The 15869-nt window shown below is 71.9% G+C and carries 17 protein-coding genes and 1 tRNA gene; 6 read left to right on the forward strand and 12 right to left on the reverse strand.

The genetic code is table 11. From position 1 onward, the window contains the following. From WFJ01_RS10655 to WFJ01_RS10680, 6 genes are all read right to left on the reverse strand, one after another. Complete coding sequence (locus tag WFJ01_RS10655) at positions 1 to 825, reverse strand: ABC transporter ATP-binding protein (RefSeq protein ID WP_336628996.1); 825 nt, start codon at positions 823 to 825, stop codon at positions 1 to 3. Continuing rightward, the gene (locus WFJ01_RS10660; RefSeq protein WP_336628997.1) at positions 822 to 1610 is read right to left on the reverse strand and encodes an ABC transporter ATP-binding protein; all 789 of its coding nucleotides are present in this window, start codon (positions 1608 to 1610) and stop codon (positions 822 to 824) included. The genes WFJ01_RS10655 and WFJ01_RS10660 overlap by 4 nt, the downstream gene beginning before the upstream one ends. Then, positions 1607 to 2494 carry an ABC transporter permease gene (locus tag WFJ01_RS10665; RefSeq protein ID WP_295033113.1) on the reverse strand — a complete coding sequence of 296 codons (888 nt, stop codon included), beginning with the start codon at positions 2492 to 2494 and terminating at the stop codon, positions 1607 to 1609. Before WFJ01_RS10665 ends, WFJ01_RS10660 begins: the two co-directional genes overlap by 4 nt. After that, the gene (locus WFJ01_RS10670) at positions 2491 to 3444 is read right to left on the reverse strand and encodes an ABC transporter permease (RefSeq protein WP_292881129.1); all 954 of its coding nucleotides are present in this window, start codon (positions 3442 to 3444) and stop codon (positions 2491 to 2493) included. Before WFJ01_RS10670 ends, WFJ01_RS10665 begins: the two co-directional genes overlap by 4 nt. A gap of 10 nt (positions 3445 to 3454) precedes the next feature. After that, positions 3455 to 4987, reverse strand: a complete 1533-nt coding sequence (locus WFJ01_RS10675; RefSeq protein ID WP_336628998.1) for an ABC transporter substrate-binding protein — start codon at positions 4985 to 4987, stop codon at positions 3455 to 3457. Positions 4988 to 5099: 112 nt separating this feature from the next. After that, complete coding sequence (locus tag WFJ01_RS10680; protein WP_336628999.1) at positions 5100 to 6035, reverse strand: alpha/beta fold hydrolase; 936 nt, start codon at positions 6033 to 6035, stop codon at positions 5100 to 5102. Between the two features lie 231 nt (positions 6036 to 6266). Between WFJ01_RS10680 and WFJ01_RS10685 the strand changes: the two genes are divergently transcribed. Continuing rightward, on the forward strand, positions 6267 to 6971 hold the full coding sequence (locus tag WFJ01_RS10685; RefSeq protein ID WP_251444807.1) for a tyrosine-protein phosphatase: 705 nt from the start codon (positions 6267 to 6269) through the stop codon (positions 6969 to 6971). A 74-nt stretch (positions 6972 to 7045) separates the two neighbouring features. Beyond that, on the forward strand, positions 7046 to 7510 hold the full coding sequence (locus tag WFJ01_RS10690) for an SIP domain-containing protein (protein ID WP_251444804.1): 465 nt from the start codon (positions 7046 to 7048) through the stop codon (positions 7508 to 7510). 56 nt (positions 7511 to 7566) lie between these two features. On the opposite strand, the gene WFJ01_RS10695 is transcribed toward WFJ01_RS10690, so the two are convergent. The 4 genes from WFJ01_RS10695 to WFJ01_RS10710 all read right to left on the reverse strand — a co-directional run bounded on the left by WFJ01_RS10695 (position 7567) and on the right by WFJ01_RS10710 (position 11659). Continuing rightward, positions 7567 to 8022: a Fe-S oxidoreductase gene (locus WFJ01_RS10695; protein ID WP_251444802.1), complete on the reverse strand. Its 456-nt coding sequence runs from the start codon at positions 8020 to 8022 to the stop codon at positions 7567 to 7569. After that, on the reverse strand, positions 8019 to 8831 hold the full coding sequence (locus WFJ01_RS10700; RefSeq protein WP_292881116.1) for an arginase family protein: 813 nt from the start codon (positions 8829 to 8831) through the stop codon (positions 8019 to 8021). The genes WFJ01_RS10695 and WFJ01_RS10700 overlap by 4 nt, the downstream gene beginning before the upstream one ends. 1 nt (position 8832) lies before the next feature. Further along, positions 8833 to 9573 carry a PspA/IM30 family protein gene (locus WFJ01_RS10705; protein ID WP_251444796.1) on the reverse strand — a complete coding sequence of 247 codons (741 nt, stop codon included), beginning with the start codon at positions 9571 to 9573 and terminating at the stop codon, positions 8833 to 8835. 64 nt (positions 9574 to 9637) lie between these two features. Next, a complete protein-coding gene (locus WFJ01_RS10710; protein WP_336629000.1) occupies positions 9638 to 11659 on the reverse strand; it encodes a TPM domain-containing protein in 2022 nt (673 codons plus the stop codon). Positions 11660 to 11782: 123 nt separating this feature from the next. Between WFJ01_RS10710 and WFJ01_RS10715 the strand changes: the two genes are divergently transcribed. The 3 genes from WFJ01_RS10715 to WFJ01_RS10725 all read left to right on the forward strand — a co-directional run bounded on the left by WFJ01_RS10715 (position 11783) and on the right by WFJ01_RS10725 (position 13850). Further along, positions 11783 to 12646, forward strand: coding sequence for a DUF3097 domain-containing protein (locus WFJ01_RS10715; protein WP_251444791.1), 864 nt, complete (start codon positions 11783 to 11785; stop codon positions 12644 to 12646). A 65-nt stretch (positions 12647 to 12711) separates the two neighbouring features. After that, complete coding sequence (gene trmB, locus WFJ01_RS10720; protein ID WP_251444787.1) at positions 12712 to 13437, forward strand: tRNA (guanosine(46)-N7)-methyltransferase TrmB; 726 nt, start codon at positions 12712 to 12714, stop codon at positions 13435 to 13437. Between the two features lie 26 nt (positions 13438 to 13463). Beyond that, entirely contained in the window at positions 13464 to 13850 is a 387-nt protein-coding gene (locus tag WFJ01_RS10725; protein WP_292881105.1) for a DUF1304 domain-containing protein, read from the forward strand. Between the two features lie 33 nt (positions 13851 to 13883). On the opposite strand, the gene WFJ01_RS10730 is transcribed toward WFJ01_RS10725, so the two are convergent. Continuing rightward, on the reverse strand, positions 13884 to 14381 hold the full coding sequence (locus WFJ01_RS10730) for a hypothetical protein (RefSeq protein WP_336629001.1): 498 nt from the start codon (positions 14379 to 14381) through the stop codon (positions 13884 to 13886). A 190-nt stretch (positions 14382 to 14571) separates the two neighbouring features. On the opposite strand from WFJ01_RS10730, the gene WFJ01_RS10735 reads away from it, so the two are divergent. Beyond that, positions 14572 to 14644, forward strand: a tRNA-Arg gene (locus WFJ01_RS10735). 69 nt (positions 14645 to 14713) lie between these two features. Here WFJ01_RS10735 and WFJ01_RS10740 read toward each other — a convergent pair. Next, a complete protein-coding gene (locus WFJ01_RS10740) occupies positions 14714 to 15817 on the reverse strand; it encodes a LacI family DNA-binding transcriptional regulator (protein ID WP_292881099.1) in 1104 nt (367 codons plus the stop codon). Positions 15818 to 15869: the final 52 nt, after the last annotated feature.

Consider the following 15869-nt stretch of genomic DNA (forward strand, 5'->3'; position numbering starts at 1 on the left):
TCAGCGCCCGGGGATGACCGGGATCGCCGCGAGCAGCCGCTGGGTGTACGCGTGCGCCGGGTGGTGCAGCACCTGCGCGGTCGGCCCGTGCTCGACGATGCGGCCCTCGGTCATCACGGCGACGTCGTCGCACAGGTTCTGCACCACGCCGATGTCGTGGGAGACGAGCACCAGCGTCATGCCGTCCGTGCTCAGCTCGCGGAGCAGATCGAGGATCTGCGCGCGCACGGTGACGTCGAGCGCCGACATGGGCTCGTCGCCGACGAGGATGCGCGGCCGGTGCGCGATCGCGCGGGCCAGGGCGACGCGCTGACGCTGGCCGCCGGAGAACTCGTGCGGGTAGCGGTCGGCCATCGCCGGGTCCAGCCCCACGCGCCCGAGCACCTCGGCGACGCGCGCGCGATGATCGCCCGCGATGCCGAGCGCGCGCAGCGGCTCGGACACGATGCGGCCCACCGACTGCCGCGGATCCAGCGATGCATAGGGATCCTGGAACACCAGCCCGGTCTCGCGGCGCAGCCAGTGCAGCGCCCGCGCCGAGGCCGAGGCCTCGACCGGGCGGCCGCCGACGCTCACGGTGCCCGCGGTGGGCCGGTCGAGGCCGAGCAGCAGCCGGATCAGCGTGGACTTGCCGGATCCGGACTCGCCGATGATGCCGAGCGCGCGGCCCGCGGCGACGTCGAGGTCGACATCGTCGAGCGCGACCGTGCGTGTGCGCCGGGCGAACGGCTCCTTCCGTGCGGCCAGATACTCCCGGCGCAGCCCGCGGGCGCGGATCAGCGGCGGGGCGGAGGCCTCGTCGGAGTTCGTCGTCACGTCGCTCATGCCTCCTCCTCGCCGCGCCACAGCGTGGCAGTGGCGTCGCGCAGCAGCCCTTGCGTGATCGGCGAGGTCGGCGCGGTGAGCAGCGCCTCGAGGGGCCCGGACTCGACCACGCGGCCGTGTGCGAGCACGACCGCGTGCGTCGTGACCTGGGCCAGCACCGCGAGATCGTGCGTGATGAACACCAGCGACATGCCGTCCGACTCCACGAGCGACAGCAGCAGCCGCAGCACCCCCGCCTGGATCGTGACGTCCAGGGCGGTGGTGGGCTCGTCGGCGATGAGCAGCCGCGGACGGGCCGCGAGCGCGATCGCGACCGCCGCCCGCTGGCGCTGACCGCCGCTGAGCTGGTGCGGGTAGCGGTCGATGATCCGCTCGGGGTCGGGCAGCGCGACGCGCGCGGCCTCGGCGACGGCGCGGGCGCGGGCCGCGCGCCGGTCGACCCGCTCGTGGATCCGGATCGTCTCCGCGATCTGACGGCCGATCGTGCGGATCGGGTTGAGGGCGGTGCGCGGCTCCTGGAACACCATCCCGATCTCGTCGCCGCGGATGCCCGCGAGCTCGCGGTCCGGCATCCCCAGGATCTCGCGGCCGTTCCAGCGCACGCTGCCGGATGCGGTGGCGCCGTCGGGAAGCAGTCCCATGACGGCGAGGGCGGTGAGCGACTTGCCCGACCCGGACTCGCCGATGAGCCCCACGCGGGCGCCGTCGGGAACGGCGAAGGACACCCCGTCGACGACCCGGCGGCCGTCGATCTCGACGACCAGGTCGGTCACCTCCAGGCTCATGCGGTCACCTCCGGGAGCGGTGCGGGGCCGCGACGTCCCTGCCGGGCCGACCGCTTCCCCGTGCGCAGGGTCGGATCCGTGGCGTCGCGCAGGGCGTCGCCGAGCAGGTTGAAGGCGAGCACCGTGACCGTGATCGTGAGACCGGGCCACACGACCGAGAGCGGATGCACCTGGATGTAGCGCTGCAGGTCGGCCAGCAGGATCCCCCAGGACGGATCCACGACGGAGGCGCCGAATCCGAGGTAGGAGAGCCCGGCCTCGGCGAGCACGGCGGTCGCCATCGCCCAGCTCAGCTGCACGATGAACACCGGTGCGACGTTGGGCAGCAGGTGCTGCACGAGGTTCTGCGCGGGGGTCAGCCCGGAGGCCCGTCCGGCGACGACGAAATCGCTGTGCTGCACGCGACGCAGCTCCGGACGGGTCACCCGGGCGACGTTGACGCCGAATCCGATCCCGACCGCCCATACGACGACCCACAGGGAGCCTCCCTGCACCGTGGAGATGAGCATCGCGATGATCAGCACGGGGAAGGCGATGAGGATGTCGACGAACACGGCGACCGTCTCGCGCACCCAGCGCGCCGTGAGGGCGCCCAGCGCGCCGAGCGCGATGCCGATCAGGGTGGCCACCAGGCCCGCCCCGGCCGAGACGAGCACGGTCGTGCGCGCGCCCGCCATGAGCAGGCTCAGGATGTCGCGCCCGGTCAGATCGGTGCCGAGCAGATGCGGCCAGCCGGGCGGCAGCCAGCGGGACGTGACATCCGTCGCGCGGGGGTCGAACGGCGTCCAGAACAGCGACACCAGGGCCGTGACGAGGATGAGCACCACCACGATCAGACCGAACAGTCCCGCGGCAGAGGAGCAGAGCCGTCGCAGCGCGGTCATTCGTCGGCCTCCCGCTGCCTCGGGTCGAGGGCGCGGTGCACCAGGTCGACCACGAAGCCGATGATCAGCACCATGCCGGTCAGCACCAGCAGCTCGCCCTGCACCTTCACGAGGTCGCGTGTGCCGACGTCCGCGACGAGCATGCGCCCGATGCCCGGCAGGGTGAACAGCTGCTCCACGACGACCGAGCCGACGATGATGCCCGCGACCTGGATGCCGAGCACGGTGATGACGGAGAGCCCGACGGCGGGCAGCCCGTGCAGCAGCAGGGCACGGTTGCGGGTGAGGCCCTTCGCCGCCGCCGTGCGCACGAAGTCCTGCGAGGCGGCCTGCAGCGTCGCGCTGCGCACGAAGCGCAGCAGCAGGGCGCCCTCGACGACGCCGATGGTGAGCGCCGGCAGGAGGAGCGCCTGGAACGCCGCGCCGGGATCCGCCCAGCCGTCCCGCGGGAAGCCCTGGGCGGGCAGCCAGCCCAGCCAGACCGCGAACACCACGACGAGCATCATGCCGGCCCAGACGACCGGCACCGCGGCGACGGCCTGCGCCGCGACGTTCAGCGCGGTGCCGGCGGCCCGGCCGCGCAGCATCGCGGATCCGATGCCCGAAGGCACAGCGATGAGCAGGGCGATGATCAGCGCGAGCGCGGCGAGCGGCACAGTCACCTGCGCCTTCTGCGCGAGCTCGGCGGCGACGGAGGCGCCGTTGAGCTGCGACGTGCCGAGATCGCCGCGCAGCACCCCGCCGATCCAGCCCAGATACTGCAGCGCCAGGGGCTGATCCAGACCGAGTCCCTGACGGATCGCCTCGACCTGCGCCGGCGTGGCCTTGTCCCCGGCGAGCAGCTGCGCCACGTCGCCGGGGAACACCCGCAGCGCGAGGAAGATCAGCACGCTCGCGACGAGGAGCCCCACGATGAGCAGGGCTCCCCGGGTGAGCGCGTAGCGGAGCACAGGGCCGAGGTTACTTCGTGACGGTCACGCCGCGCAGATCCAGCCGCGAGTTGATCGACTCCTTCGGGAAGCCGTGCACCCCGGGGCGCACCGCGGTCAGGGTCTCGTCCTCGTACAGCCAGTCGGCGGCGGCGTCCTTCGCGACGATCTCGGCCGCCTGGGAGAGCAGCTGCGCCGACTTCTTCGCGTCGAGCTCGGTCTGCGACTGCGCGTACAGCTTCTGCACCTCGGGGTTGTCGTAGCCGAAGTAGTAGTCGGGGTTGGCGAAGTTGCCGAAGTCGCGCGGCTCGACGTGCAGCACGAAGCTGAGGTCGTAGTCGTGCTTCGTGTACACCGAGTCGAGCCAGGCGGGGAACTCGACCGAGTTCACCGTGAGCTTGACGCCGATCTTCTTGAAGTCGCTGGTGAGCAGCTGCGGGACAGTGGATCCGTAGAACGACGGGATCGTGAGGGTGAGGGCGAGGTTCTCCTGGCCGGCCTCCTTCAGCAGCGCCTTCGCCTTGTCCGGGTCGTACGGCGCGGTGCCGGAGAGATCCTGGTAGCCGGGGTCGAGCTGGGGGATCGGGCCGTACAGCGTCGTGCCGATGCCGCGGGCCTCGATGATCGCCTTGTGGTCGATCGCGAGGCGCAGCGCCTCGCGCACGCGCTGATCGTCGAGCGGCGCCTTCGCGTTGTTGAACGCGAGCGTCCCCTTGTCGGTGGTGCGGCCCTTGGTGAGGGTGAACTTCTTCTCCAGCTGCGGGGCGAGGTTCGCGTCGACGGCGGTGAGCACGTCCAGGGTGCCGCTCTGCGCGGCGTTGACCCCCGCGGTGAAGTCGGGGATGTAGTCGAACACGATGCTCTTCACACCCGCCTTCGTGCCCCAGTACTGGTCGTTGCGGGCGAAGGTGAGCGAGTCGCCCTTCTTCCACTGGGTGAGCGTGAACGGCCCGGTGCCGTTCTCCGCGGCCTGCAGGTCGGTGGTGTCGCCCTTCTGGAACACCAGACCCGCGGTGCCCGTGAGGCTGAACAGGAAGTTCTGGCTCGGCTGGGTGAGCGTGATGGTGACCGTCTTGTCATCGGTCGCGGTGATCGATGCGACGCCGGCGAGGTCGGCGTGACCCTGCACGGTCGGGTCGTCCTTCGCCGTCTGCAGCGAGGAGACGACGTCTGCGGAAGTGAGCTTCGCGCCGTCGTGGAAGGTGATGCCGTCGTTCAGCACGAACGTGTAGGTGAGTCCGTCCGCGGAGATCTCGTGGCTCTTCGCGAGGCGGTCGACGATCTTGTTGTCCTGCGTGCGGGTGACCAGGCCTTCGTAGATGTTGTCGACGAGCACCTGCTCGAGCGCCGCCCCGGCGGTGTGCCGAAGGTCGAGGCTCGACGGCTCGAGCACGAGACCCACGGTGAGAGTGGCGTTCTCATCCGCGGCGCCGGTCGCACCGCTCTTCGAGGGCGAGGCGGATCCGGAGCAGGCGGTGAGCAGCAGGGCGGCCGCGGTGAGGCCGGCGAGCACGGCGCCGACGGTGCGGCGGCGCGGGGTGAGAGCAGCGCGGGTGCGGTGCATGAGGGGATCCTCTCGGGCGGGGGCTGTGTGGTGCGGTGGGTGCTGTGCGGTCGAGCCTAGGCGGGGCCTGTGCCTCGTCGACGCGGGTGCGGAACGCGGCGTCACAAACCGTTCAGGGACGGGCGTCGACGGCGGTGCGGATGATGTCGGCGAGAGCCGCGGGGGCGGTCTCCTGCAGGTTGTGGCTGCCGTCGAGGTGCAGTACCTGCGCGGAGGGCACCCGGGTGCGGAACTCGGTCTCGGCATCCTCCGAGACGAAGCCGTGCGAAGCGCGCACCAGAGCGATCGGTGCGGTGGCTGCCCCGAGATCCGACCAGCCGTGCTCGCCGAGGATGCCCGTCGTGGCGGCGGGCGAGGCGGCGTCGGAGGGAGCCGCCGTCAGCAGCTGCGCGGCGATGTGCGCGAAGTGGTGCTTCCACTCCACGCGGCCGTCGGGGCGCACCCGCGTGTTGAGGAACACGCCGCGGGCGGTGTCGTCCCGGGAGCCGCCGAACCCGAACTGCTGGGCGCGGTCGACGAGCTCGTCGCGGGAGGCGCCGTCGACCACACGGTAGAACTCCCGGAGCGCGGCGGGACCGACGCTCTGATCGACACCCGGCGTGATGTCGATGACGATGAGATCCCGCACGAGCTCCGGGGCGTGTGCGGCGACGGCCGCGGCCGTGAGGCCGCCGAGCGACTGACCGACCAGCACCTGCGGTCGGTCGGTCCAGATGCGCAGCGCCTCGATGACATCGGCGGCGAGCGTCCGCCCGGTGTAGTCGGCGTCCTCGCGCCACGAGGAGTCGCCGTGCCCGGCGAGGTCGATCGAGAGGGCAGGGCGGCCGAGCGCGAGCACGGTGGTGTCCCAGGTGTGCGCGTTCAGTCCCGCGCCGTGCAGTAGGGTGACCTCGACGGGGTCGTCGCCGTAGCGCAGCGCGCTCAGCGTGCGGCCGTCCGGGAGGGGCAGCGACACGCGACGCACGGGCGGCACCTCGACGTCCAGGGCGCGGGCCTGACCGGCGAGGAAGGAGAACTCGGAGGTCTCTTCTGATGCGAGGGAGGACACGCCTTCATTGTGCTCCCGTCGCGCTGCCGACGCGACTCGCGAGATCAATATGATCAACTGTTGCCGTCCAGGGCTGGCTCTTTCCCAATGAAGTGGCGTCCATGAGTGGACATATCGATCCCGAGAGGACTCCGCACCCGACCGTGCACGCGTCCTGCGGGCGACCCAGGCGCCGGTGGGCACACCCTAGGCTGGAGCCATGATCCGGATGCAAGGAGCCGAGGTGCGCGGATGACGGTCCTGACGGTGCCGGGGATCACGAACCTGCGCGACGTCGGAGGCATCCCCGTCGGCTCCTCGCGCGTCCGGGAGGGCGTGCTGTTCCGCTCCGGCAACCTCGCGCACGCCGGCGCGGAGGCGGAGGAGTTCCTCGCCGCCCGGGTCGCGCGGGTCATCGACCTCCGCGACGACAGCGAGGTCGGCGCCGAGCCGTGTGCGCTGCCGGGACTGCGGATCGACCGCGTGCCGCTCTTCTCGGGTTCGGTGGCCTCCTTCCTCCTCGGCGACGTGAGCCTGACCGGGCTGTACCGCCACATCGTCACCGGCGGCGCGGATCGCATCGTGCAGGTCGTCCGGATCCTCTCCGAGGGGGAGTCCACGCTGGTCCACTGCACGCTCGGCAAGGACCGCACCGGCGTGAGCGTCGCACTCGCGCTCGCCGCGGTCGGCGCCGATCGCGATGCGATCGTGGAGGACTACGCGCTGACCGCGTCGCAGCTGCCGGAGTCGCGCAATCGGGCGATCGCCAAGTGGCTGGAGGAGCGCCTGCCGATCGCGCACGACGCCATCGCCGTGGCGACCCAGTCTCCGGCGCCGGTCATGCGCGAGCTGCTCGAGACCATCGACGCCGAGCACGGATCCGCCGCCGACTACCTGCTGGCATCCGGCCTGACGAGGGCGGAGCTCGAGGCGCTGGGGACCGCGCTCGTCGGATGATCACGGTGAGCGGCCCTCGGGCCGTGCGGGGGTAGGTTAGGCAACCCTTCATCCGGTGGTATCCTGGAGGCATCATGACCACCGCGATCCGCACCACAGCGCGCGCAGGACGCCGCGCCCAGCGCCGCTCGTCGAAGGCCCAGCACCTCGTCGTCGCCGACGAGGCCTCCTTCGCCGAGCTGGAGGCGGTGCTGGCCACCCTGCCGCTGTGCGCGACCGGCCGCGTGTTCATCGAGGTGCCCGATGCCGCCTCGATCTCCGCGGTCTCGGTCCCGCCCCGGATGACGGTCACCTGGCTGCCGCGTGCGACGCGCAGCGGTGCGCCCGGGACCGGACGCCGCTGCACCCCGGGGGCGGCGGCATCGCGCGCTGCGATCGCCTGGGCCGACGAGATGCTCTGCGACGGGGCCGAGGATCACACCACGGTCACGCTGCTCGGCGGCTTCCTCGGCACGGCCGACATCGCCGAGCACCTCACCGAGCGCCTCGGCATGGCTCCCGAGCGCATCACCGCTCCGGAGCGCTTCGGCCTGCTCTGAGTCCACCCGTCCCGGCGCGCGTCGGAAGGCTCCGCGGTCCGTGTCCGGGGCGCGGGTCACCGGCGCGGCAGGTAGTGCCCGTCCTCCAGGCCGGCTTCGATCTCGAAGCGGTTGCGCAGCGGATCCCGCCCCGCGAACAGGTACAGGAACGGCATGAGGAAGCCGTAGCGCAGCCATTGCCGCTTGTGCACGGCTTCGTGCCGCAGCACCCGGTCGTCCGGCACGTGGTCGCCGGTCAGGTAGCAGCCCGCCACGCAGACGCCGCCCCGCGCGAAGGTCCACGCGGGCATGCCCCGGAAGATCCACAGGCCCTCGCGTCGTTCCACGGGACCGGTGCTCCACAGGCCGCCCCAGATCCAGCCCACGGCCATTCCCCAGGCGTAGCCGATCCGGCTGACCGGCGAGCGCAGCAGCACCGTCGGCAGGCGCAGGTCCTGCCGACGTCCGCGCTCCAGGATCTCGGCGGCCTCGGCCTCGATCGCGGCGATGCGGGCGGCGTCGCCCGCCGTCACGCGAGGGCGCCGATCAGGCGCAGGATGGCGCCCAGGTCCTGCACGGCATCGCCGGGGGAGCGCGGGGCGAAGCCTGCGATGGTCGCTCCGGCGAGCGGCAGCCGCTCGCGCAGCGCCTTCACCGCGCCGACGACGTCGGCCGTGCGCAGGCCGAAGGGCACGGCGGAGGAGACGCCGGCGAGCTCCGACGGATCCAGCACGTCGACGTCGATGTGCACGTACACCCGCGCGGCGCCGGTCGCGGCGACCGCCTCGGCGAGCGCTTCGACGTCGTCGAGCCCGTCGATGCGCACGATCTCCGACGAGCCGAGGTACTCGGTCTCCGCGTCGTCCTCCGAACGCGCGCCGACGAGCACCGTGCGCTCGGCGCTGAGGCCCGGCGGCCCCTCGAGCGGGAACGAGTCGTGGCCGAGCAGGGCGCGCAGGGCCATCCCCGCATAGGCGCCGGAGACCGACGACTCCGGGGTGTGCAGATCCGGGTGCGCGTCGAACCAGACGATCGCGACGTCGTGCAGGGCGCCCGGGAGGGCGGCGACCGCGGCCACGCTGACTCCGCAGTCACCGCCCACCACGAGCGTGGGCTCGGCATGCGCCGTGATCGCTTCCTCGATGAGCTCCCGGGTGCGCCGCAGGCTGCTGAGCCTGTGCACGCCGGTGCCCTCCGCGTCTCCGGCCTCGAGCGGGACCTCCAGCACGGTGGTCCGCGCGCTGGGGAGGTCGCCGGCGATGGCGGCGGCCCCCTCGGTGAGCAGCATCGCCCGCGGGGCAGGGGAGCCCTGCCACTGCGGGACGACGAGGAAGCGGGTCATCTCAGCCCTCGAGGGCTTCCTGGGGCTTCGTGGATCCGGCCTTCAGCTCCGCCAGGCGGGCTTCGACCTCGGTCAGCTGGCCGATGTCCTCGAGGCTCTCGAACTGCGCGTCCAGGCTCGACGCCGCAAGCTCCGCCTTGCCCTGGGCGAGGGCCTCCTGACGGCGCACCTTGTCCTCGAAACGCCCCAGCTCGCTGGTCGGGTCGAGCACGTTGATCGACGAGACCGCGTCCTGCACCTTGGTCTGCGCCTCGGCGACCTTGGCGCGGGCGAGCAGCTCGCTGCGCTTGTTCTTGAGCTCGCCGAGCTTGTCCTTCATGCCGTTCAGGCCGGTCTTGAGCTTGTCGACGATCTCGGTCTGGGCCGCGATCTGCGGCTCGGCCGTCCGCGCCTCCTGCTCGGAGCTGATCTGACGCTGCAGTGCGACCTTGGCGAGGTTGTCGAACTTGTCGGCGTCGGCGGTGTTGCCGGCCCCGCGCAGCTCGTCGGCCTTGCGGCTGGCGGCGAGGGCCTTGTTGCCCCACTCCGCGGCGGACTGCACGTCCTCCTGGTGGTCGCGCTCGAGGAGGCGCAGGTTTCCGATGGTCTCGGCGATGGCCGACTCGGCGTCCGCGACGTTGTTGGTGTAGTCGCGAACCAGCTGATCGATCATCTTCTGCGGGTCCTCCGCGGAATCGATGAGCGCGTTGACGTTGGCCTTCACCAGGGTGGAGATGCGGCCGAAGATGGACTGCTTGGTCATGGGATGTCCTTTCCAGATGTCCGGTCGATGGGTCGTGCACGTGTAAGGGATCAGGATCCGGCTGTCAGAAGCGACCGCCCGATCCGCCGCGGCTGCCGCCTCCGAAGCTGGAGGGACGGAATCCGCCGCCTCCGCCGCTGGAGCGCCAGCCGCCGCCTCCACCGCCCCAGCCTCCGCTGCTCCTGCCTCCGCCTCCGCCGGACAGGATGCCGCCGATGATGCCGCCGAGGATCGCGTCGCCCATGCCGCTGCGGTTTCCGCCGCTCCAGCCGCCTCCGCCGCCGCCCGAGCCCCACGAGTCGATGGAGCCCGCGGCGAGCTGCGTGGCCTCGCGGGCGAGCGCGATCGCGCGCTGCGCGTGCTGCAGCGCCGCGTTCGGATCCGCGACGCGGGCGGCCTCGGCCTGGTCGTACTCGGCGGACGCCTGCGCGGCCCTGGTACGGGCGTCGGGGCCGATCGCGCCTCGGTGGGTCGTGATGTAGCTGTTCGCCGTCGAGATCTCGGCGCGGGCCTGGGTGAGCGTCTGCTCCAGCACCTGCTGCGCGCGCTCGGCCTGCTGCTGGGCGTTGCGGATCGCGTCCACCGTGCTGTCGATGCGCGAGTTCGCCGCCGTGAGCGACTCCAGCACCGCCTGCGGACGACGGCCGGTGCCGGTCGCGTCGGTGCGGGCCTGGTCGAGGGCGGTGCGCGTCGCGGCGACCGCGGCGTTCAGCTCGGGGGAGGCCGGCAGCGCCGCGGCGCCCGCGAGATCCTGTTCCAGGTTCGCGATGAGCGCCTGAGACTGCGCCTCGGCCGCCGCGAGGTCGGCCTGCAGCGTCGTGATGGCGCCGGCCAGCTGGGCGGCCTGCAGCACGCCCTCCTCGCCGGTGCGGATCGCGAAGGCCGCCTCGCCGTGCTTCCCCTGGGCGATGAGGTCGCCGGCGGAGGCGATGTTCGCGTCGGCGAGCTCGAGCCGGCTCGCGGCTTCGGCGGGGTTGCCCGCGACGGTCTGCAGGGCGGTGGGGTCGTAGACCGCCGACAGCGTCTGGAGGGCCGCGGGGGCGGCGGCGACGGCGGCGGCCGCGGCCTCTCGATGGGCCTTCAGCTGGGTCAGGGCCTGCTCGGCGTCCTGCTCCAGCTTGCGGAGCTCGTCGAAGGCGGTGACGTTCGCGTCCAGCGCGGTGTCGGCGCTCTCGCACAGCCGGATGATCTGGAGAAGCCAGTCGCGGCGCTGCTGATCGGTGTCGGGGATCTCGTCGTCGAGCTTCTGCTTGAGCGAGAACGCCTCGTCGAGCTTGGCCTTCGCCTTGTTCACCACCTCGGTGAACGAGCTCGTGGCGGTCTCGCCGAACTGGGCCGTCGCGAAGCCGAGGTCCTCGGTCGACGAGGTGATGGCGTCGTCGGTGTGCACGAGGGCCAGACCGGCCCGGCGGGTCAGCTCCTCATCGCTGATGGCATCGAGGGGATCGCCCGTCGGGGTCGGTGTCGCCCGCCTGACGCGGGCCGCCGCACGGCGGCGCATCACGACCAGGACGATGATCGCCCCGATCACCGCGAGCACGCAGAGGACGATGAGCAGGATGCCGCCGATGTCCGAGGAGCCGGATCCGGAGAACCCGTCTGCGGCGGTGCGGACGGCGCCCGCCCAGTCTTTCGTGCGCAGGTCGTTCACGAGCGACTGCGAGATCTGGTCGACGCGCGACAGCGGGACCGGGCCGGCCTTGTCGGCGGAAAGATAGAACTGCCGCGACTGCGTCGCGACGGCCAGGAGGTACTGCTGCTGGCCGAGGCCGTTGTCGATCGCGACCTGGTTGGTCCACTCCTGGCTGTTGGCGGGGGTCGTGAACGTGTCGACGAAGACGACGAAGAGCTGGATGTTCTGCGTGCGGCTCAGCTCTTCGAGCCGGCCGTTCAGCTCCTCGGTCTCCGAGGATCCGAGCGCGCCCACGAGGTCCGTGACGAAGTCCGAGCCCAGGGTCACCGGAGCGGTGGCGGGGACGGAGGTCGTCAGCGGCGCACGAGGTGCGGCGGATGCGGGGGAGACGGCGAGCGACAGGCCCAGCACACCCAGGATCACACCCACGACGACAGCCCAGCGCGCCCGCATCTTCGCTCCTCCCGGGGCCCGGAAAGCCCCTGGGAGCGAGTCTAGGGCGTGTCTTCCTGTGTTTCCCCTGCCGCGGACCGGAGCTCATCGGGGCCGGGGCGTCCGCTCGGTAGGCTGAAGCCGATGGACGACAGGTACGGATCCGATGTGCTCGCAGCCGGATGGCGGGAGCGCGGCGCCAAAGTCGCCGTGGACGTCCCCGCCGAACGCGATCTCGTGGTCGAGGTCGCCGTCGACGGGTTCTGCGGGGCGGTGACGCGCATCGAGTCGGGACAGGTCGAGCTCGAGGACTACAAGGGCCGTCGGCGGCTCTTCCCTCTCGGCGCAGGTTTCATGATCGACGGCGAGCCGGTGCGGCTCGTGCATCCGTCCAAGGCCTCGGGCGGCGGCTCCCGGCGGACCGCCTCGGGATCGTTCGCCGTCGCGGACTCCCGCGCGCGCACCGCTCTGCCGAGCCGGATCCTCGTCGAGGGCCGGCACGACGCCGAGCTCGTCGAGAAGGTGTGGGGCGACGACCTGCGGGTCGAAGGCGTGGTCGTCGAGTACCTGCAGGGCGTCGACCTGCTCGAGGAACTCCTCGCCGAGGCTCCGCCGCGGCGCGATCGCCGGTACGGCGTGCTCGTGGACCACCTCGTCCCGGGCTCGAAGGAGACTCGGATCGTGGAGCAGATCCTGCGCGGACCGCACGGTGCGCACCTGCGCATCGTCGGTCACCCCTATATCGACGTGTGGCAGTGCGTCACGCCGGCGGCGATGGGCATCCGCGCGTGGCCGCAGATCCCGCGCGGCACCGACTGGAAGACCGGGATCTGCCGCGCGTTCGGCTGGCCCGCGGACTCGCAGGCCGACATCGCGCACGCCTGGAAGCGCATCCTGTCCCGTGTGTCGAGCTACCGCGACCTGGAGCCGTCGCTGCTGGGCCGCGTGGAGGAGCTCATCGACTTCGTGACGGAACCGATCGCCGCCGCCCCGGGGGCAGGACGATGAGCGGCCGGTCGGCCCGGGGCGCCGGGAGAGCCGGGAACGCGAGGGACGGCGGATATCCTGGAGGGATGCCCGAACCCCGTACCTTCCGCGACGAGCCCGTCTCCTTCGTGCGCCGCAGCGGCCGCATGTCCGAGGCGCAGGAGCGGGCCTTCGCCGAGCTCGCGGAGTTCTACGTGCTGGACGTGCCCCGCGACGTCGCCTGGACCTCGGTGCACCCCGAGGCGCGGCTCGATCCGGCCGCCGCGTACGGACGCGAGGCCCCGCTGACCGTGGAGATCGGCTCGGGGCAGGGGCACGCGATCGTCTCCGCCGCCGCAGCGCATCCGGAGCGGGACTTCCTCGCGGTCGAGGTGTTCCGCGCCGGCCTCGCCCGGACGATGCTCGATGCGGATCGCGACGGTGTGCGCAATCTCCGGCTGATCGAGGCCAACGCCCCGGAGGTGCTCGCGACGTACCTTCCCGCGGGCGCGGCCGACGAGGCGTGGATCTTCTTCCCCGACCCGTGGCACAAGAAGCGGCACACGAAGCGCCGCCTCGTGCGCCCCGGCTTCGGCGCCACCGCGGGCGCCGCGCTCCGCGACGGCGGGCTGCTGCGCCTCGCGACGGACTGGGAGGACTACGCCCTGCAGATGCGCGAGGTGCTCGACGAGGCGCCCGAGTTCGAGCGCGCCTTCGAGGGGGAGTGGGCCGAGCGCTTCGACGGGCGGGTGATGACCGCGTTCGAGCGCAAGGGCATCGCGAAGGGACGCGACATCCGCGACCTCGCGTACCGCCGCGTCGCGCGGGCCTGAGGCGCCGGGTGCGGGACAATCGCACCATGTTCCTGCTGATCGGATCCGTCTTCGCGGGGCTCGCCGCCCTGGTCCACGTCTACATCTTCGTGCTGGAGTCGGTGCGCTGGACGCATCCCTCCACGCGGCGCGTCTTCGGCACCTCCGCCGAGGACGCGGAGATCACCCGGCCGCTGGCGTTCAACCAGGGCTTCTACAACCTGTTCCTCGCCGTCATCGCGGTGATCGGCATCGTGCTCGCCGCGGCCGGCTCCGCCACCGTCGGCATCGTGCTGATGCTGGCCGCCACGGGGTCGATGCTCGCGGCCGCCCTCGTGCTGATCCTCTCCGATCGGTCCAAGGCCCGCGCCGCGAGCGTCCAGGGGCTGTTCCCCCTGATCGCGGTGGTGCTGCTGGTCCTCGCGCTCGTCTGACCGGCGCGCGGCGGGACGGAGGGCGCTCGGCGGTCAGGCGATCGTGCCCAGTCCCGCGCGCATGACGTCGAACATCGCGAACATGAGCCAGAACGTCCAGCCGAAGCTGACCAGGAGGCTCGCCGCGGTCGCCGCGAGGGCGATCCACATCGTGGCCGAGCCCGCCCCCGCCTGCCGGCGCACGACGACGGCGCGGCCGATCGGATACACCGGGGAGAGGAAGCTCCACGCCCAGTGGAAGCGCTTCGGATAGCCGAGACGGCCGAGTTCGACGTAGTCACGGTACCCGGCGACGATGGCGAGCGCGTAGAGGGCCCAGCTCAGGAGAGTGCCGACCAGCGACGCCGTCATGAGACCCGGCATCACATCGGACAGGATCGAGAGGATCACGCCGGGTGGCACGCTCGTTCCCGTGGCGGACAGGGTGCTCAGCTCGACGATACGTCGCACGTAGTCGAGCATCGGCCCGGTCATCAGCCACATCATGAGGGCCGAGGCGACGACCGCCGCCACCGTCGTCCAGGCGGTCACCCATCCCCAAGCGGTGTAGACCGGCGTTCCGCGGGGGACACGGGGCTCCGCGGCGACGGCGGGCGGCCAGGGGGAAGGGGGGAACGGAAGCGCTCACCGGGTCCTCATCGATCGGTCGGCTCCTCGCGACACTACCGGGATCCCCCACGGTCGGAGAGGAGGCGGATCCGATGCTAGGCTCGTCCGGTACGCCTCCGTAGCTCAGCGGATAGAGCGCCGGTTTCCGGTACCGTAGGTCGCAGGTTCGATTCCTGTCGGGGGCACGAAGAGAGAAGGCCGCCCATCCGGGCGGCCTTCTTCGTCTTCCGGCGCTTGTCGACGCGTCGCGCTCCTCAGCGCTCCGGACGCCACGGCGTCGCGCGAGGAGCGGCGACCGAGTCCCGCACGATGAGGCGGGTGCCGACGATGATCTCGCCGTCGGCGTGGCGTCCGAACGCGTCGTCGGTGCGGCTGAGGGCCAGGCGGACGCTCTCCCGGCCCATGTCCTCGAGCGGGACGTGCACGGTGGTGAGCTTCGGCGTGAGCTCGCTGGACTGCGGGATGTCGTCGTAGCCCACGAGGGACATGTCCTCGGGCACGCGGATCCCGCGCGCGGTCATCGCGTCGAGGGCGCCGGCGGCGACGAGGTCGTTCGCAGCGAACACGGCCGTGAAGTCGGGCTGCCCGTCCAGGATCTCGCTCATCGCCGCGTGCCCGAACCGGCGTCCGAAGGCGCCCTGGTGCACGAGCTCCGGCGGCACCTCGAAGCCGTGGGACTGCATCGCATGACGGAAGCCGGCGAGCCGCGCGACGCTCGTGGACAGGCCGACCGGGCCGCCGAGATAGAGGATCCGGCGATGCCCCTGGGCGATGAGGTGCTGGGTGACCGCGAAGGCGCCGCCCTCGTTGTCGTAGCCCACGATCTTCGTCGGCGCCTGCTCTCCGACCGAGGGGCGGCCGCAGAGCACGAGGGTGGAGCCGATGCCGGCGAGCGTGCGGGCGCGCTCCGCCATGCGGCGACGGGCGCGCGGATCGTCGTAGCCGCCGCCCACCACGATCACCGCGTCGGTGCGCTGGCTGATCATGCGATCGATGAGCTCGATCTCACGATCGACGTCGCCCTGCGATGCCGCCACGATGCACAGCCGGCCGGTGGTCGATGCCTCCTGCTCCACGCCGCGCACGATGTAGGAGAAGAACGGGTCGACGAGGTCGTTGACGATGATGCCGACGCTGTGCGTGGCCGAGCTGGCGAGCGCCCGCGCGTGCGCGTTCGCGGTGTAGCCGAGGTCGTCGATCGCCCTGTTCACCGCGTCCCGCGTGGCTTGCGCCACGGGGTAGTTGCCGTTGAGCACCCGGGAGACCGTCGCCGAGGAGACGCCGGCCCGTTCGGCGACGTCGGACATCGTCACGGTGTGCCCCGAGCCCGCTCCCGAGCGGTCCTCCTGCGCCCTCATCCCAGCCTCCGTTCGTGGACCCGAGGTCCGCTCCGTCTCATCGCGCGTTCCA

The organism is Microbacterium sp. MMO-35, from assembly GCF_037147555.1.
GTDB lineage: Bacteria > Actinomycetota > Actinomycetes > Actinomycetales > Microbacteriaceae > Microbacterium.